This window comes from Enterobacter asburiae, from assembly GCA_011754535.1.
Classification (GTDB): Bacteria; Pseudomonadota; Gammaproteobacteria; order Enterobacterales; family Enterobacteriaceae; genus Enterobacter; species Enterobacter cloacae_N.
This window is the reverse complement of sequence record JAAQVN010000001.1, coordinates 3926619-3945782: the sequence shown is the minus strand read 5'-3', so window position 1 is coordinate 3945782 and position 19164 is coordinate 3926619. Positions and strand designations below refer to the sequence as shown.

The 19164-nt window shown below is 56.3% G+C and carries 12 protein-coding genes; all 12 read left to right on the top strand.

What is annotated here, in order from left to right; translation table 11 throughout:
- Positions 1-643: 643 nt before the first annotated feature.
- The 12 genes from rppH (at position 644) to recD (ending at position 19164) form a co-directional block, all read left to right on the top strand.
- Positions 644-1174 carry an RNA pyrophosphohydrolase gene (rppH, locus tag HBM95_18650; GenBank protein ID NIH44927.1) on the top strand — a complete coding sequence of 177 codons (531 nt, stop codon included), beginning with the start codon at positions 644-646 and terminating at the stop codon, positions 1172-1174.
- 12 nt (positions 1175-1186) lie between these two features.
- Positions 1187-3433, top strand: coding sequence for a phosphoenolpyruvate--protein phosphotransferase (gene ptsP / locus HBM95_18645; protein ID NIH44926.1), 2247 nt, complete (start codon positions 1187-1189; stop codon positions 3431-3433).
- Positions 3434-3692: 259 nt separating this feature from the next.
- Complete coding sequence (lgt, locus tag HBM95_18640; GenBank protein NIH44925.1) at positions 3693-4568, top strand: prolipoprotein diacylglyceryl transferase; 876 nt, start codon at positions 3693-3695, stop codon at positions 4566-4568.
- Positions 4569-4574: 6 nt separating this feature from the next.
- Positions 4575-5369 (top strand): thymidylate synthase, encoded by a 795-nt coding sequence (gene thyA / locus HBM95_18635; GenBank protein ID NIH44924.1) that lies wholly within the window; start codon positions 4575-4577, stop codon positions 5367-5369.
- A gap of 184 nt (positions 5370-5553) precedes the next feature.
- Positions 5554-6018 carry a prepilin peptidase-dependent protein gene (locus HBM95_18630; GenBank protein ID NIH44923.1) on the top strand — a complete coding sequence of 155 codons (465 nt, stop codon included), beginning with the start codon at positions 5554-5556 and terminating at the stop codon, positions 6016-6018.
- Positions 6009-6569 carry a prepilin peptidase-dependent protein gene (locus HBM95_18625; GenBank protein NIH44922.1) on the top strand — a complete coding sequence of 187 codons (561 nt, stop codon included), beginning with the start codon at positions 6009-6011 and terminating at the stop codon, positions 6567-6569. The genes HBM95_18630 and HBM95_18625 overlap by 10 nt, the downstream gene beginning before the upstream one ends.
- The gene (locus tag HBM95_18620) at positions 6566-6967 is read left to right on the top strand and encodes a DUF2509 family protein (protein NIH44921.1); all 402 of its coding nucleotides are present in this window, start codon (positions 6566-6568) and stop codon (positions 6965-6967) included. The genes HBM95_18625 and HBM95_18620 overlap by 4 nt, the downstream gene beginning before the upstream one ends.
- Positions 6952-7275 (top strand): prepilin-type N-terminal cleavage/methylation domain-containing protein, encoded by a 324-nt coding sequence (locus tag HBM95_18615; GenBank protein NIH44920.1) that lies wholly within the window; start codon positions 6952-6954, stop codon positions 7273-7275. Before HBM95_18620 ends, HBM95_18615 begins: the two co-directional genes overlap by 16 nt.
- 12 nt (positions 7276-7287) lie before the next feature.
- Positions 7288-10662, top strand: a complete 3375-nt coding sequence (gene recC, locus HBM95_18610) for an exodeoxyribonuclease V subunit gamma (GenBank protein ID NIH44919.1) — start codon at positions 7288-7290, stop codon at positions 10660-10662.
- Positions 10663-10925: 263 nt separating this feature from the next.
- Complete coding sequence (gene ptrA / locus HBM95_18605; GenBank protein NIH44918.1) at positions 10926-13808, top strand: pitrilysin; 2883 nt, start codon at positions 10926-10928, stop codon at positions 13806-13808.
- Positions 13805-17347, top strand: coding sequence for an exodeoxyribonuclease V subunit beta (recB, locus tag HBM95_18600; GenBank protein ID NIH44917.1), 3543 nt, complete (start codon positions 13805-13807; stop codon positions 17345-17347). Before ptrA ends, recB begins: the two co-directional genes overlap by 4 nt.
- On the top strand, positions 17344-19164 hold the full coding sequence (recD, locus tag HBM95_18595; protein NIH44916.1) for an exodeoxyribonuclease V subunit alpha: 1821 nt from the start codon (positions 17344-17346) through the stop codon (positions 19162-19164). Before recB ends, recD begins: the two co-directional genes overlap by 4 nt.

Genomic DNA, 19164 nt, shown 5'->3' with positions numbered 1-19164 from the left:
CCCCTGTGGATAGAGTTTATCTTTTTCTGTCCCAATATTCCATGTCTATGATTTATAGGTTTTTTTATGAGGTTTTAACGGTTTCATCTGAGACGTAAAACGGGTTGTTCAAATCTGGTCACTGACAATAAACAGGATCTTACACCATGTTATCCACAGAAAAGTGGGATAACTGGGCATAACCCTGACTACTGTTTCAATTTACAGCCTTGACGTGCGATGAAAATCCAAATTTCAGACAAATTGTGCCTAACTTATTGGCACAATCTGTGGATAAAACCGACGCTGTTCGATCTTTCATCAGTACGACGATCCCTGCTGTGACGATCGTCACGCTATTCTGCGTTTTATTTACTGGTATTAAGTTAATCGTATGAAAAATATGATTTTATATTGACGGTGTGAAAGAGGGCGGGAGAGGTTGTTTAAGGTTGTTCATCGGTAATCAGACACTTCTTCACAACTATATCCACAGAAAAGGTGAATAAAATTGTCCTCATTACCGTATATCTGTTTATAACTCTGCACTTATTTGTGAGTTATTCAAATGTTATTAGGTTGCAGGCCTGTAAGAGAGTGGTTTACCGCCTCACTGTAGTGTGAAACAATCATTCATATATAAGGTTTAGTTTGGGGTAGTCCGGTGATTGATGACGATGGCTACCGCCCGAACGTAGGAATAGTAATTTGTAATCGTCAGGGCCAGGTAATGTGGGCCCGTCGATATGGTCAGCACTCCTGGCAGTTCCCGCAAGGCGGGATCAATCCGGGAGAGTCCCCAGAACAAGCGATGTACCGGGAGCTTTTTGAAGAGGTCGGTTTAAGCCGAAAAGATGTTCGCATCCTCGCCTCGACCCGCAACTGGTTGCGTTACAAGTTACCGAAACGTTTGGTGCGTTGGGACACAAAGCCGGTTTGTATCGGCCAGAAACAGAAGTGGTTTCTTCTGCAGTTGGTGGGCAACGATTCAGACATCAATATGCAAACCAGCAGTACGCCGGAGTTCGATGGCTGGCGCTGGGTGAGCTATTGGTATCCTGTTCGTCAGGTCGTGTCATTTAAGCGCGATGTTTACCGTAGGGTGATGAAAGAGTTTGCAAGTGTGGTGATGCAGCTTCAGGAGATCCCGCCTAAGCCGCAGAGCGCACCTGCCTGGCGACGTAAAAGAGGTTAAGCTACGCAAATCATGCTCACCCGCTTGCGAGAAATAGTCGAGAAGGTGGCCAGTGCTCCGCGTCTCAACGAGGCGCTGAATATTCTGGTTACTGACATCTGTCTTGCGATGGAGACCGAAGTCTGTTCGGTGTATCTGGCCGACCACGATCGACGCTGCTATTACCTGATGGCGACCCGTGGTTTGAAAAAGCCACGGGGACGCACCGTAACGCTCGCATTTGATGAAGGTATCGTCGGCCTGGTTGGGCGGCTGGCTGAACCTATCAACCTTGCCGACGCGCAAAAACACCCCAGCTTTAAATACATCCCTTCCGTAAAAGAAGAGCGTTTCCGCGCGTTCCTTGGCGTGCCGATTATCCAGCGTCGTCAACTTTTGGGCGTGCTGGTCGTCCAGCAGCGGGAGCTGCGTCAGTACGATGAAAGCGAAGAGTCCTTCCTCGTCACGCTGGCGACACAGATGGCGGCGATCCTCTCACAGTCTCAGCTTGCAGCGCTCTTCGGTCAGTATCGCCATACGCGCATTCGTGCCCTTCCGGCATCGCCAGGGGTAGCGATTGCTGAAGGCTGGATGGACGCCACGCTGCCGTTAATGGAGCAGGTTTACGAAGCCTCTACGCTCGATGAAGCGCTGGAGCGCGAGCGTCTTACCGCCGCGCTGGAAGAGGCGGCAAATGAATTTCGCCGCTACAGCAAACGCTTTGCGGCGGGTGCGCAAAAAGAGACGGCGGCTATCTTCGACCTTTATTCGCACCTGCTTTCCGACGCGCGGCTGCGCCGTGAGCTTTTTGCGGAAGTGGATAAAGGTTCGGTAGCAGAATGGGCCGTTAAAAAGGTCATCGAAAAATTTGCTGAGCAGTTTGCAGCATTAACAGACGGTTACCTGAAGGAGCGAGCCGGCGATCTCCGTGCGCTGGGGCAACGTCTGCTGTTCCATCTTGATGACACCATTCAGGGGCCAAACGCCTGGCCAAAACGGTTTGTGCTGGTGGCCGATGAACTCTCGGCAACGACGCTGGCTGAACTGCCGCAGGACCGGCTGGCCGGTGTCGTGGTGCGCGATGGTGCCGCTAACTCCCACGCCGCCATTATGGTGCGCGCACTCGGTATTCCTACCGTTATGGGGGCGGATATCCAGCCGTCGGTACTGCATCGACGCACGCTGGTGGTGGATGGTTACCGCGGTGAACTGCTGGTCGATCCTGAACCCGTTCTGCTCCAGGAATATCAGCGTCTCATCAGCGAAGAGAATGAATTAAGCAAGCTGGCGGAAGATGACGTTAACCTTCCCGCACAGCTGAAGAGCGGTGAGCGGATCAAAGTCATGCTCAACGCCGGTTTAAGCCCTGAGCACGAAGAGAAGCTGGGCAGCCGCATCGACGGTATTGGCCTGTACCGTACTGAAATCCCGTTTATGCTGCAGAGCGGTTTCCCCTCCGAAGAGGAGCAGGTGGCGCAGTATCAGGGGATGTTGCAAATGTTCAACGACAAGCCTGTCACCCTGCGTACCCTGGATGTCGGGGCGGATAAACAGCTGCCGTATATGCCGATCAGCGAAGAGAACCCGTGTCTTGGCTGGCGCGGGATCCGCATTACGCTCGATCAGCCGGAGATCTTCCTGATCCAGGTGCGCGCCATGCTGCGCGCTAATGCTGCGACGGGCAATCTCAGCATCTTACTGCCGATGGTCACCAGCATTGATGAGATCGACGAAGCGCGGCGCCTGATCGAACGTGCTGGTCGTGAAGTGGAAGAGATGATTGGCTATGCGATCCCGAAACCACGGATCGGCGTCATGCTCGAAGTGCCGTCTATGGTCTTCATGCTGCCGCAGCTGGCAAACCGCGTTGATTTTATCTCTGTCGGTACCAACGACCTGACGCAATATATTCTGGCCGTCGACCGGAACAACACCCGCGTCGCCAGTATCTACGATAGCCTGCATCCGGCAATCATTCGCGCGCTGGCGATGATTGCCCGTGAGGCTGAACAGTACGGTATTGATCTACGCCTGTGCGGTGAAATGGCCGGAGACTCGATGTGCGTCGCGATCCTGATTGGTCTGGGATACCGCCATCTGTCGATGAACGGCCGTGCCGTAGCGCGCGTGAAGTATTTGTTGCGTCATATAGACATCAATGATGCCCGTGAGCTGGCTGAGCGCAGCCTTGACGCTCAGCTGGCGGCTGAGGTTCGTCACCAGGTGGCGGCATTTATGGAACGACGCGGTATGGGCGGGCTGATTCGCGGTGGTCGCTAAAGCCTTCCCCTCTCTCACAGGGCTGAGGGATCCCCACAAATTAATGCGAGCAGTGAACAATCCCCTCGCCCCTTTGGGGAGAGGGCCAGGGTGAGGGGACCAGCGTGCACAAAACCCTATACACATCTTTTACATCTCTGGCGCATCCTCCGCGCCAGCCTTATGCTATGATTCGCAACTTTGGAGCCTCTGCTTAAGGCAGAATCGCATTTCTACCGCTGTCCACTTTCAGCGGAATAACAACATCTTGTGGTGACAGATGAACAGTGGTTATCTGCATTTTCCGGAGTTTGATCCGGTCATTTTCTCAGTAGGACCTGTTTCGCTTCACTGGTACGGTCTGATGTACCTGGTGGGCTTCGTTTTTGCCATGTGGCTCGCGGGCCGTCGCGCCAGCCGTCCTGGCAGCGGCTGGACCAAAAATGAAGTTGAAAACCTGCTATACGCAGGCTTCCTCGGCGTGTTCCTCGGTGGCCGTATTGGGTATGTTCTGTTCTATAACTTCCCGGTATTCCTGAACGATCCCCTCTATCTTTTCCGCGTCTGGGACGGCGGCATGTCTTTCCACGGCGGCCTGATTGGGGTGATCCTGGTGATGGTGATTTTTGCCAAACGCACCAAGCGCAACTTCTTCCAGGTGTCAGATTTTATCGCACCGCTGATCCCGTTTGGTCTCGGGGCTGGTCGTCTGGGCAACTTTATCAACGGTGAGCTGTGGGGCCGCGTTGACCCAAGCGTGCCGTACACGATGCTCTTCCCGGGCTCCCGCGCGGAAGATATCGCGCTGCTGCCGTCGCACCCGGAGTGGCAGTCCATTTTCGATACCTACGGCGTGCTGCCGCGTCATATGTCCCAGCTGTACGAACTGGCGCTGGAAGGCGTGGTGCTGTTTATCATTCTGAACCTGTTTATTCGCAAGCCGCGCCCGATGGGGGCTGTTTCCGGGCTGTTCCTGATTGGCTATGGCGCGTTCCGCATCATCGTCGAATTCTTCCGCCAGCCCGACGCCCAGTTTACCGGCGAATGGGTACAGTACATCAGCATGGGGCAGATCCTCTCCATTCCGATGATCGTAGCGGGTGCCATTATGATGATTTGGGCGTATCGTCGTCGTCCACAGCAACAACTTTCCTGAGGAATCATGAAACAGTATCTTGAATTGATGAAAAAAGTGCTCGATGAGGGCACGCCGAAAAACGACCGTACCGGTACCGGTACGCTCTCCATTTTTGGCCACCAGATGCGCTTCAATCTGCAAGAAGGCTTCCCTCTGGTGACGACAAAGCGCTGCCACCTGCGCTCTATCATTCATGAACTGCTCTGGTTCCTGCAAGGCGATACCAACGTTGCGTATCTGCACGAAAATAACGTCTCCATCTGGGACGAATGGGCAGATGAAAACGGCAACCTGGGCCCGGTATACGGCAAGCAGTGGCGCGCATGGCCAACGCCTGATGGCCGCCATATTGACCAGATCACAACCGTCATGAACCAGCTGAAAAACGATCCGGACTCGCGCCGAATCATCGTTTCTGCCTGGAACGTGGGTGAGCTGGATAAAATGGCGCTGGCACCGTGCCACGCGTTCTTCCAGTTCTATGTGGCCGACGGCAAACTCTCCTGCCAGCTCTACCAGCGCTCCTGTGACGTGTTCCTCGGCCTGCCGTTTAACATTGCCAGCTATGCGCTGTTAGTTCACATGATGGCTCAGCAGTGTGACCTTGAAGTGGGTGATTTCGTCTGGACAGGTGGGGACACCCATCTCTACAGCAATCATATGGAACAGACGCATCTTCAGCTCACCCGCGAACCGCGTGCGCTGCCGAAGCTGATTATCAAACGCAAACCGGCATCAATCTTCGACTACCGCTTTGATGATTTTGAGATTGAGGGCTACGACCCGCACCCAGGCATCAAAGCGCCCGTCGCTATCTGATGCGATAAAGCGTGACACAACCGGTGCTGTTTAGCGCCGGTTTTTTTTCGTCTCCATCCCGTTTTACGAGGCGTTATCAAGAAAGCGTGCAACACGCTGCAACACGCTCAATTCTTCGGATAACGCCTCGTAAAACCCTTATTCACCGCTCGCCACGCCCTCGTCGAATCGCCACACTTCCCGCATGAAAAAAGAGAACGGCTTTACGCTTATCGAAACGCTGGTGGCTGTCTCGCTGGTTGTCATACTCAGCGCCTCAGGTCTGTACGGCTGGGACAGCTGGCAGCGGCAGCAGCGGTTGTGGCAAACCGCCGACCAGGTGCGCGACTATCTGGTCTTTCTGCGCAACGACGCCAACCGGCACAACCGCGACCATCAAATTCGCCTTCAGCGGGTGGGCGAAAAGGAGTGCCTCGTGAGCTCAGCCGTACAAGGCTGTGAGAAGGGCAGCCCCTTTGTTCTGATTCCACTCTGGCCAGAGGTCGCGGTGAGCGAAGTCACGCCGTCATTAGGGTTCTATGGGTTAAGGGATACGGCATGGGCAGGGCGGATAAGGGTTCAAAGCCGTGCCGGAGAATGGCTGATCATAGTCTCAGACGGAGGGCGCATCAGAATGTGTAAGGTCTCACAGGGAGGTTCATGTCGATGAGACAGCGCGGTTTTTCGCTGACTGAAGTTCTGATTGCCACGGCCATCAGTAGCCTGTTGTTGATTGGCGCATCGAGCTTTTTACCCGGATTGCAGCGGGCGGTATTACTGCAATCCGGCCAGAGAGAGCTGGAAGAAGAGGTCTGGCAGCGCCTGTTTGCTTTCGGCAAACAGCTTCAGCGTGCGGGTTACTGTGCGGGGAACTGTCAGGGGCAAGGGCTGACGATCGCAAGGCAGGGCAGTTGCGTCATTGTGCGGTGGGATGCCAACAGTAACGGCCGCTGGGATCGCAGTGCATCAGAAAACGACAGCACCGGTTTTCGTCTGGAATCGGGCGCGCTGGAAACCCTGCGTGGAGCAACCTCGTGTGAAGGTAAGGGATGGGAAAAGCTCACGGACCCGGACAGGCTTGCGATTGCACACTTTGTGGTGAGGAAAGTTACACGCGCCGGGTTTGCGCCGGAGCTGAATATCGAACTGTCCGCCCTTCGCAAAGGCGAGCATGGGGAGCCTTATCAGGCGTTGTATACGGTCACGGGGTACAACCTGTGAACCGTCAACGCGGTATGTCTTCTCTGGGGCTGGTCCTGCTTTTGCTGGTGCTCGGTACCCTGATCCTCACTGGCCTAAACCAGCAACTCACCACGTTTAGTGCGCTCGTTGGCGGTGAAAGCCGTTCGCTACAGCAGCAGGCTTCTGTCCAGTCAGCGCTTGAGTGGGGACGCGTTCAGAACTGGTCACCCGACCCTGAAGTTCAGTGTAAAAAGGCACCCGCGTGGCGAGTGTGTTTGCTGCAACTGAGTGAGAACACTGTTTTACTGATTGCCGGAGTCAACGACCTGCTGCTCTGGCGTTCAGGAGAGATCGTCGACGGTAAAATTCGCTTTTCGCCTCACGGCTGGAGTGATTTTTGTCCGCTAGAGGAGCGTTCGCTATGCCAACTGCCATAAAAAAAGAGAAAGGATTTAGCATGGTTGAGGTTCTGCTGGCGATGATGCTGCTGGTCATCATCGTCACGGCACTGGCCGGCTATCATCGGGCGCTGGCGGCGCGGTTTAACCTGTTTAACCAGTATCGCCAGCTCTGGCACCATGCATGGAATCAGGCACAGCTCTCAACAAATGTTCTGCCCGCAGGCTGGCAGGCCAGTCGGGTGCAGACAACGCACGCAGGATGTGTCAGCATCACGGTTACACTTATTTCTCCTCTGGGGCGACGCGGTGAGATAACGCGTCTGCATTGCCCGGTTAGCCAGTAGTCGGGAGCGTCTATGTTAAGGGTCTACCACTCAAATCGTCTGGATGTGCTGGAAGCGCTGATGGAATTTATCGTTGAGCGCGAGCGGCTTGACGATCCTTTTGAGCCAGAAATGGTGCTGGTGCAGAGCACCGGTATGGCACAGTGGTTGCAAATGTCGCTTTCCCGTAAGTTTGGCATTGCCGCGAACATTGATTTCCCGCTGCCCGCGAGCTTTATCTGGGATATGTTCGTGCGCGTGTTGCCAGACATTCCCGAACAGAGCGCCTTCAACAAGCAGGGCATGAGCTGGAAGCTGATGGCGCTACTGCCGGAAATGCTGCAACACGATGAATTCGCCATGCTGCGCCACTACCTCAATGACGATACCGATAAGCGCAAGCTGTTCCAGCTGGCGTCCCGCACCGCCGATCTCTACGACCAATACCTTGTTTACCGTTCTGACTGGTTAATTCGCTGGGAAGCGGGCGAACTGGTTGAAGGACTACCGGAGGCGCAAATATGGCAGGCACCGCTGTGGAAAGCGCTGGTAGAGCATACGGAGAAGCTTGGGCAGCCTAAGTGGCACCGTGCCAACCTGTACGATCGGTTTATCTCAATACTCGAGAATGCGTCGGAGCGTCCAGCCCGACTGCCGTCACGCGTTTTTATCTGTGGGATATCCGCATTACCGCCAGTTTATCTGAAGGCCTTGTATGCGCTGGGTAAACATATTGATATTCATATTTTGTTCACCAACCCTTGCCGGCAGTATTGGGGGGATATCCTCGACGAACGTTGGCTTGCGCGGCTGGTAACTCGCCAACGAAAGCGCCTTTTTGAAGAACGATCCGTCCCGCTGTTTAAAGACGGTTCGACTGCCGGGCAGCTTTTTGATGAAGACGGTATCCAGAACCTGCCCAATCCACTGCTTGCCTCATGGGGGAAGCTCGGGCGTGATTACATTCATATGCTCTCCGATATTACCTCATCAGGCGAGGGTGACGTTGACGCCTTTGTCGAGATCGCGCCGGATAGCCTGCTGCATAATATTCAATTAGATATTCTGGATCTGGAAAACCGTGCCGTTATGGGCGTGACGGCGAAAGAGTTTGAGCGCAGCGACAGCAAGCGGAAGCTGGATGCTGAGGATCGCAGTATCACGTTCCATGTTTGCCATAGCCCCCAGCGTGAGGTCGAAGTACTTCACGACCAGCTGCTGGCGATGCTGCAGGACGACCCTGAACTCACCCCGCGCGATATCGTGGTAATGGTGGCGGATATCGACAGCTACAGTCCCTTTATTCAGGCCGTTTTCGGCAGTGCGACCGGGGAGCGGTACCTGCCTTATGCCATCTCTGACCGTCGTGCCCGCCAGTCGCACCCGGCATTGCAGGCATTTGTTACCCTGCTTTCACTGCCGGATAGCCGCTTTATCTCCGAAGATGTTCTGGCATTACTGGATGTTCCCGTGCTGGCCGCGCGCTTCAACATCAATGAAGAAGGGCTGCGCTACCTTCGCCAGTGGGTAAACGAATCAGGCGTTCGCTGGGGGATCGATGACGATAACGTCCAGGAGTTCGAGCTTCCCCCAACCGGGCAGCATACCTGGCGGTTTGGCCTGACGCGAATGCTGCTGGGCTACGCCATGGAGAGCAGCCAGGGCGAGTGGAACGAAGTGCTGCCTTACGATGAGTCCAGCGGTTTGATTGCTGAACTGGTAGGGCATTTAGCTTCTCTGCTGATGCAGCTAAACCGCTGGCGCCGTGAGCTAATGCAGCCGCGTCCGCTTGAAGCGTGGCTCCCGGTTTGCAGGGCGTTACTTAATGATTTCTTCCTGCCAGACAGTGACACCGAAGCGGCGATGGCGCTCATTGAAACGCAGTGGCAGGCTATCGTCGACGAGGGCGTGAATTCCCACTATCACGAGGCAATTCCTTTGTCGCTACTGAGAGATGAGTTGACGCAGCGCCTTGATCAGGAGCGAATCAGCCAGCGTTTCCTGGCAGGCCCCATCAATATCTGTACCCTGATGCCAATGCGCTCAATTCCCTTTAAGGTGGTCTGTCTGCTCGGCATGAACGACGGTGTTTATCCTCGTGCCCTGGCACCGCTGGGGTTCGATTTGATGAGCGCAGATCCAAAGCGGGGTGACCGTAGCCGTCGCGATGATGACCGCTATCTCTTCCTTGAAGCGCTTATCTCTGCTCAAAGTAAGCTCTATATCAGCTATATCGGCCGCTCCATTCAGGACAACAGCGAGCGCTTCCCCTCAGTTCTGGTGCAGGAACTGGTGGACTATATTGGCCAGAGCCACTATCTGGCTGGCGATGACGCGCTTAACTGCGATGAAAGCGAGCAGCGGGTGAAGGCGCACATTACGTGTATCCACAGCCGCATGCCGTTTGACCCGGTAAACTATATTGTCAGCGAACAGCAGAGCTATGCCCGCGAATGGCTGCCGGCAGCGAAAAAAGAGGGACGAGCCCATACGGATTTCATTCAGCCGCTTGATCCGCTGCCCATTAGCACCCTGACTTTCGAACAGCTTCAGCGGTTTTGGGCGCACCCGGTGCGCGCCTTCTTCCAGCAGCGACTACAGGTCAATTTCCGTTCTGAAGAGAGTGAAATTCCGGATGCAGAACCCTTTACCCTGGAAGGGCTGGAGCGCTATCAGTTAAACCTCCAACTGCTGAATGCGCTGGTTGAAGAGGAAGATGCTGACAAACTTTACCGCCGCTACCGCGCTGCAGGGCAACTGCCTTACGGGGCGTTTGGGGAAATTGTCTGGGAGGCGCAGTGCCAGGAGATGACCGCTCTGGCTGAGCGCGTAAGGGAGCACCGCCAGCCCGGACAAAGCATCGAAATCGATCTCCACTGTAATGGCGTACAGCTCACGGGCTGGCTAACCCAGGTTCAGCCCGATGGGCTATTGCGCTGGCGGCCTTCTTTGCTCAGCGTTTCACAAGGATTGCAACTCTGGCTGGAACATCTTGTCTACAGTGCGGGTGGCAATAAAGGCGAAAGCCGGATCTTCGTGCGCAAAGACGGCGAGTGGCGCTTCCCACCAATGGAGGCAGAACAGGCGTTACGCTATCTGTCTTTGTACATCGAGGGCTATCTTCAGGGAATGAACAAACCCCTACTGCTACTGCCCGAAAGTGGCGGTGCGTGGATAAAAGCCTGTTATGACGCGCAGAATGATGCGATGTTAACGGACGAGGCTTCGCTGCAGAAAGCGCGCAGTAAATTTATGCAGGCCTATGAAGGAAACATGATGGTGCGCGGTGAAGGTGAGGATGTCTGGTATCAACGTTTATGGCGAACGCTTGAGCCAGAATACTTCGAGGCTATTACGGAAGAGGCGCAACGCTACCTGTTACCGTTGTTTAAATTTAATCAGTCCTGAGCGCTGTATAAAAATTGCGCAGCATGGGGTGTTCATTTATGATGCACTTCTTATCACGGACTGATGTACCCAAATAAAGAGATGTTGGCGTGTCCAGCACGCAGTTTGTTAATGATGTTTGCCCTAAGTAATTCGAGTTGCAGGAAGGCGGCAAGGGCGTGAATCCCAGGGAGCTTACATGAGTAAGTGACTGGGGTGAACGCATGCAGCCGACGCACATGCAACTTGAAGTATGACGGGATAGCCGTGATAAAGAGGTCGTAATGCCAGGCAGCACCTTGTTCAAAGCATTTGTTTTGTTTGTCGCCCTTTGGGCGCCCGTCACTCAGGCAGACTCCGGTTGGCAACCCGTCCAGGAAACTATCCGTAAGAGCGAAAAAGATACCCGTCAATATCAGGCTATTCGCCTTGATAACGGTATGACCGTGCTGCTGGTTTCCGATCCGCAGGCGGTGAAATCCCTCTCGGCGTTAGTGGTGCCGGTTGGATCGCTGGAAGATCCTGAGGCGCATCCGGGGCTGGCGCATTACCTCGAGCACATGACGCTGATGGGCTCTAAAAAATATCCGCAGCCGGATAGCCTGTCCGAGTTTTTGAAAATGCACGGCGGCAGCCACAACGCCAGTACGGCACCGTACCGCACGGCCTTTTATCTCGAAGTCGAAAATGACGCGCTGGCAGGGGCGGTTGATCGCCTTGCCGATGCCATCGCCGCGCCGCTGCTGGATAAAAAATACGCCGACCGCGAGCGCAACGCCGTCAATGCGGAGCTGACCATGGCCCGTACCCGGGACGGTATGCGCATGGCGCAGGTCAGCGCCGAAACGATCAACCCGGCGCATCCTGGGTCACGTTTCTCGGGCGGTAACCTGGAGACGCTGAGCGATAAACCGGGAAGCCCGGTCATTGACGCCCTCCATGCGTTTCGCGACAAATACTACTCTGCCAACCTGATGAAGGCGGTTATTTACAGCAACAAACCGTTGCCGGAGCTTGCTGGCCTGGCGGCACAAACGTTTGGCCGGGTGCCGAATAAAAATATCGGCCTGCCGAAGATAGACGTACCGGTTGTCACGGACGTGCAAAAAGGGATCATCATCCACTACGTCCCTGCCATGCCCCGCAAAGTGCTGCGCGTTGAGTTCCGCATTGATAACAACACCGCCCAGTTCCGCAGCAAAACCGACGAGCTGGTGACCTACCTGATTGGTAACCGCAGCCCGGGAACCTTATCTGACTGGCTGCAAAAACAGGGACTGGTGGAAGGGATCCGCGCCGATTCCGATCCCGTGGTAAACGGCAACAGCGGCGTGCTGGCGATCTCCGCCACCCTGACCGACAAAGGGCAGGCCAACCGTGATGAAGTGGTTGCGGCTATCTTTAGCTACCTCTCTTTACTGCGCGAGAAAGGCGTCGATAAACGCTACTTTGATGAACTGGCGCACGTGTTGGATCTCGATTTCCGTTACCCGTCCATTACCCGCGATATGGATTACGTGGAGTGGCTGGCAGATACCATGATCCGTGTACCGGTGGCGCACACGCTTGACGCGGTCAATATTGCCGATCGTTATGATGCCGAGGCGGTTAAAGCGCGCCTGGCGATGATGACGCCGCAGAATGCCCGCATCTGGTACATCAGCCCGAACGAACCGCATAACAAGACGGCGTACTTTGTTGATGCTCCTTATCAGGTAGACAAAATCAGCGACCAGACCTTCGCCGACTGGCAGAAGAAGGCCAGTGAGATTGCGTTGAAGCTGCCGGAGCTGAACCCCTATATCCCGGATGATTTCTCGCTAATCAAAACGACTAAGGATTATCCGCACCCGGAGCTTATTATTGATGAGCCGACGCTGCGCGTGGTGTATACCCCAAGCCGTTATTTCGCGAGCGAGCCAAAGGCCGATGTCAGCGTGGTCCTGCGTAATCCTAAAGCGATGAACAGCGCCAAAAATCAGGTGATGTTCGCGCTCAATGACTATCTGGCCGGTATCGCGCTCGATCAGCTCAGCAACCAGGCGGCCGTGGGCGGGATCAGCTTCTCCACCAACGCCAACAACGGTTTGATGCTCAATGCAAATGGCTATACCCAGCGTTTGCCTCAGCTTTTCAAGGCGCTGCTGGAGGGCTACTTTAGCTACACGCCAACGGAAGAGCAGCTTGAGCAGGCTAAATCCTGGTATGCGCAGATGATGGATTCAGCAGAGAAGGGCAAAGCTTACGATCAGGCGCTTATGCCTGCACAAATGCTGTCGCAAATACCTTATTTCCAGCGTGAAGAACGCCGTGCATTGCTGCCATCAATCTCATTAAAAGAGGTGCTGGCTTACCGTGACGCGCTGAAAACTAACACGCGCCCGGAATTTCTTATCGTCGGCAACATGAGCGAGGATCGGGCCAAAACGCTGGCAGAGAATGTTCGCACGCAGCTCGGTTCGAAAGGCGACGAGTGGTGTCGCAACCAGGACGTGCTGGTTGAGAAAAAACAGAATGTGATTTTTGAAAAAGCGGGGAGTAGCACCGATTCCGCGCTGGCCGCGGTGTTTGTGCCAACGGGCTATGATGAATTCTCCAGCTCTGCGCAAAGCGCCGTTCTGGGACAGATTGTTCAACCGTGGTTCTATAACCAGCTGCGCACAGAAGAGCAGCTTGGCTACGCGGTGTTTGCCTTCTCGATGAACGTAGGCCGTCAGTGGGGGCTGGGCTTCCTGCTGCAAAGCAGCGACAAACAACCGGCCTATCTCTGGCAGCGCTATCAGGCGTTCTTCCCGCAGGTGGAAGCAAAACTGCGCGCCATGAAGCCGGAAGAGTTTGCCCAGATCCAGCAGGCCGTCATCGCGCAGGTGATGCAGCCGCCGCAGACGCTGGGCGAAGAGGCCTCGCAGCTGAGCAAAGATTTCGATCGCGGTAATCTGAAATTTGATTCGCGTGATAAAGTAGTGGCCGAGATAAAACAGCTGACGCCGCAGAAGGTTGCCGACTTCTTCCATCAGGCGGTCATTAAGCCGCAGGGGATCACCATTCTGTCCCAGGTTTCCGGTAGCCAGAACGGGAAAACGGAGTACGTGAACCCGAAAGGCTGGGTAGTCTGGAAGAGCGTCAGCGCGCTGCAGCAATCTATGCCCTGGAGTAAGAAAGAATGACCGACACCGCTGAGTCCCTTGATCCCTTACGTTTACCTCTGCAGGGTGAACGATTGATTGAAGCCTCAGCGGGAACCGGAAAAACGTTCACCATCGCCGCGCTCTATCTGCGCCTGCTGTTAGGGCTTGGCGGCAACGCCGCTTTTCCACGGCCTTTGAGCGTGGAAGAGCTGCTGGTGGTCACCTTCACCGAGGCCGCCACCGCTGAGTTGCGCGGTCGTATTCGGACCAACATCCACGAACTGCGCATCGCCTGTCTGCGCCAGAGCACGGATAACCCTCTCTACGCGAGTCTTCTGGAAGAGATAGCCGATAAACAACAGGCAGCCCAGTGGCTGCTCCTCGCAGAACGGCAGATGGACGAAGCGTCCGTCTTCACCATTCACGGTTTTTGCCAGCGTATGCTGAGCCTGAACGCGTTTGAATCCGGCATGCTGTTTGAACAACAGCTCATTGAAGATGAATCCGTGCTTCGCTATCAGGCCTGCGCGGATTTCTGGCGTCGCCACTGCTATCCGTTACAGCGAGATATTGCCGAAGCGGTACATGCATTGTGGAAGGGGCCTGAAGCGCTGCTGCGCGCCATCGATCGTTACCTTCAAGGGGAAGCGCCGGTCATCAAATCTCCACCGCCAGCGGATGAAACCCTGGCTTCCCGCCATGAAAAAATCATCGCGAAAATTGCCGACATCAAGCAAAAATGGATTGAGTCAGTCGGCGAGATTGACGCGATCATCGAGAATTCCGGGATCGACCGACGTAAGTTCAATCGCGGTAACCAGGGCAAATGGATCGAGAAGGTCAGCGCGTGGGCGCAGGAAGAGACGCGCGGTTACCAGCTCCCGGATGCGCTGGAGAAATTCTCCCGGCGTTTCCTGGTTGAGCGGACCAAAGCCGACGGTATCGTGCCTGAACATCCCCTGTTTGTGGCGATTGAAACCCTGCTGGCGGAACCCCTGACGCTCAACGATCTGATGATCGTCCGTGCCATGACTGAGATTCGCGACGCCGTCGCGCGCGAAAAGCGCCGCCGTGGCGAGCTGGGGTTCGACGATATGCTGAGCCGACTTGATGCGGCGCTGTGCAGTGAAAATGGCGAAGCGCTTGCCGCCGCGATTCGCACCCGCTTTCCGGTGGCGATGATCGACGAATTTCAGGATACCGACCCCCAGCAGTACCGCATTTTCCGCCGTATCTGGCGTCAGCAGCCCGGCACCGCGCTGTTGTTAATCGGCGATCCGAAACAGGCCATTTACGCCTTTCGCGGTGCGGATATTTTTACCTATATGAAAGCCCGCAGCGAGGTTGATGCGCACTACACGCTCGACACCAACTGGCGCTCTTCGCCCGGCATGGTGGAAAGCGTCAATGCGCTGTTCAGCCGCATGGATACGGCATTTATGTTCCGGGAGATCCCTTTCCAGCCGGTCAAATTTGCCCCGAAAAATACCACCCTGCGCTTCGAGTTTAACGGCGAAACTCAGCCCGCCATGAACTTCTGGCTGCTGGATGGGGAAAGCTGGGGCGTCGCGGACTATCAAAATGCTATGGCCCAGCATTGTGCCGCGCAAATCCGTGACTGGCTCAGCGCAGGCGCGCGCGGTGATGCGCTGCTGTGGAAGGAGGATAAACCAGCCCCGGTAAAGGCATCCGATATCACGGTGCTGGTGCGCAGCCGTCAGGAGGCCGCGCTCATCCGCGACGCCCTGACGCTACTGAATATTCCCTCCGTTTACCTCTCCAACCGCGACAGCGTCTTTGAAACGCTGGAAGCCCTGGAGATGCTGTGGCTGCTTCAGGCCGTCCTGGCCCCGGAGCGGGAAAGCACGCTGCGCAGCGCCTTAGCGAGCGCGATGCTCGGGCTGAACGCGCGTGACATTGATGCGCTCAACAATGACGAAGCCGCGTGGGATGCCGTGGTAGACGAGTTTGTTCGCTACCGTGAAAAATGGCAGAAACGTGGCGTGATGGCGATGGTGCGTGAGCTTATGGCACAGCGTCATATTGCGGAGAATATGCTGGCGACAGCGGGCGGCGAGCGCCGTCTAACCGATATTTTGCATATCAGCGAGCTGCTCCAGGAAGCGGGTACGCAGCTGGAGAGCGAGCATGCCCTGGTGCGCTGGCTGGCCCAGCAGATTGCCGACCCGAACAGCAACTCCTCAAGCCAGCAGATGCGCCTCGAGAGCGATAAACATCTGGTGCAGATCGTCACCATTCACAAGTCGAAAGGGCTGGAGTATCCGCTGGTCTGGCTGCCGTTTATCGCCAATTATCGCGTCCAGGACCAGGCCTTTTACCACGATCGCGAGTCGTTCGAAGCGGTACTCGATCTCAGCAACGCGGAGTCCAGCGTTGAGCTGGCCGAAGCCGAGCGTCTCGCGGAAGACCTGCGCCTGCTCTATGTGGCGCTGACCCGTTCGGTCTGGCACTGTTCCCTGGGCGTCGCGCCGCTGTTCCGTCGCCGTGGCGAAAAGAGCGGCGAGAGTGATTTTCATCTGAGCGCGCTGGGGCGGCTTATACAGCGCGGCGAACCCAAAGATGCTGCCGGTCTGCGCCAGTGCATCGAATCACTTTGCTCAGAGCATGTTGCCCTGCATATTCCATCCCAGCCCGACAGCAGTCGCTGGCAGACGCTGGAGCAGGGAGAGTCAGCGCTGCATGCCCGCGAGGTGACGCGCACCATTGCTGACGACTGGCGCGTCACCAGTTACTCCGGTTTACAGCAGCACGGGCAGAGTATCGCGCAGGATCTGATGCCAAAACTGGACGTGGATGCCGCTGGGGCCGGTAGCGTGCCCGTCGAGCCGGTGCTCACGCCGCACCAGTTCCCGCGCGGCGCCTCACCGGGTACGTTTTTGCACAGCCTCTTTGAAGAGCTGGATTTTACCCAGCCGGTCTCTGAAGAGTGGGTGCAGAAGATGCTGCAGAGCGGCGGCTACGACGCGCAGTGGCTGCCGGTTCTCACTGAATGGATCCGCGCTATTCTGCACGCGCCGCTCACGGCGCAGGGGATCTCGCTGAGCCAACTGACCGCCAAAGATAAGCAGGTGGAGATGGAGTTTTATCTCCCCATCGCCAGCCCGCTCAGGGCCGAGGCGCTTGATGCGTTGATCCGCGAGCACGATCCGTTATCCGCCGGGTGCCCGCCTCTCAACTTCCGCCAGGTGCAGGGGATGCTGAAAGGCTTTATCGACCTGGTTTTCCGCCACGAAGGGCGCTACTACCTGCTGGATTACAAATCGAACTGGCTGGGTGAAAACAGCGAAGCCTATACCCAGCAGGCGATGGCCTCAGCGATGCAAATGCATCGCTACGATCTGCAGTACCAGCTCTACACCCTCGCGCTGCACCGCTACCTGCGCCATCGCATGGCCGATTATCGTTACGAAGACCATTTCGGCGGCGTCATTTACCTGTTCCTGCGCGGCGTGGATGCGAACGACCCGCGTTCGGGTATCTTCAGCACCCGTCCGGCTGCGGAGTTGATTGAAAAGATGGATAACCTGTTTGCTGCAAGCACGGAGGAGGTGGCATGACGATGCAGGCGCTACTGCTGGAAGCAGTTGAACAACGAACACTTCGCCACCTGGACGTGCAGTTTGCCATGATGGTGGCGGGCGAGGAGCCTGCCGTTATGCTCGCCGCCGCGATCCTGAGTAAAGACGCGGGGGAGGGACATGTGTGTCTTCCACTGTCGCGTCTGGTGGTGGATGAAAAAATGCCCCCGGCGTTACAGGCGTGTTTCGCGCTGCTGGGTAATGCGGTGGACTGGCAGGCTATATTACTCGGCTCGCCTGCCGTGAGCGGAGCCGATACCGGGACGCCACTGATCCTTGTCGGCGAGCGTTTGTATCTTAACCGGCTGTGGCGTAACGAACTGACGGTAGCGCGCTTTTTCAGCGAGACCAACGCCCCGCTTCCCTGTGATGAAGCACAGCTCCGGCAAACGCTGGATACGCTGTTTACCTCTGACGACGAGACAGACTGGCAGAAAGTGGCGGCAGCGGTGGCGTTAACGCGGCGGATATCGGTGATTTCGGGCGGCCCGGGCACCGGGAAGACGACCACCGTGGCAAAGCTGCTTGCCGCGCTGATTCAGTTATCGGGTGAGAAAAAGTGTCGTATTCGCCTGGCGGCACCCACCGGTAAAGCGGCTGCACGTCTGACGGAGTCGTTAGGCGGGGCGCTGCAAAAACTGCCGCTTACCGGGGATCGGCTTGCGCTTTTCCCTAACGAAGCCAGCACGCTGCACCGTTTACTTGGCGCGCAGCCGGGTAGCCAGCGTCTGCGCTACCATGCCGGTAACCCACTGCACCTGGACGTGCTGGTGGTGGATGAAGCATCGATGATTGACCTGACAATGATGTCGCGGTTGATTGACGCTTTGCCGCCGCACGCGCGCGTCATTTTCCTCGGAGACCGCGATCAGCTTGCCTCCGTGGAGGCCGGGGCCGTGCTGGGCGATATCTGCACCTATGCCAGCCTCGGGTATACCGCAGAACGCGCTGAGGAGCTAGCGCGCCTGACCGGATGCTCGCTCGTGGCTGAAAATCATGTACTTGCGGGAGCGCTGCGCGACAGCCTGTGCCTGCTGCAAAAAAGCTACCGTTTTGGCAGCGACTCCGGCATTGGCCAGCTTGCAGCGGCGGTGAACCGGGGCGACCGGCACACGACCTGTGCGGTATTTGACGGCACCTTCACCGATATTGAGAAAAAATCGCTGCAAACCGGGGAAGAGTATCAGGCGATGCTGGATGACGCTCTTCTGGGGTACCAACGTTTCCTGACGGGTATACAGCAGCAAAGCGCGCCGGAGCAGGTTATTGCTGCGTTTGGCGAATACCAGCTGCTCTGCGCGCTCAGAGAAGGGCCCTTTGGCGTCAGCGGCCTGAACGACAGGCTGGAACAGCTGCTGGCGCAAAAGCGTAAAATCAGCCGTACCCCGCACTCGCGCTGGTATGAAGGCCGGCCGGTGATGATCTCCCGCAACGACAGCGCGCTGGGGTTGTTTAACGGGGATATCGGGATTGCGCTCGATCGCGGACAGGGGCTCCGCGTCTGGTTCCAGATGCCGGACGGTAGCGTGAAGTCCTTCCAGCCGAGCCGCTTGCCCGAGCATGAGACCGCCTGGGCGATGACGGTGCATAAATCCCAGGGCTCCGAGTTTAACCATGCGGCGCTGATCCTGCCCACACAGCTTTCCCCCGTCGTTACCCGCGAGCTGATCTATACCGCCATTACGCGCGCGCGTCAGCGTCTGTCGCTGTATACCGATGAACGGGTGCTGGTGCAGGCGATTGCTACCCGAACGGAACGCCGAAGCGGGCTGAGCGCGATATTTGAGTCCCTCTGA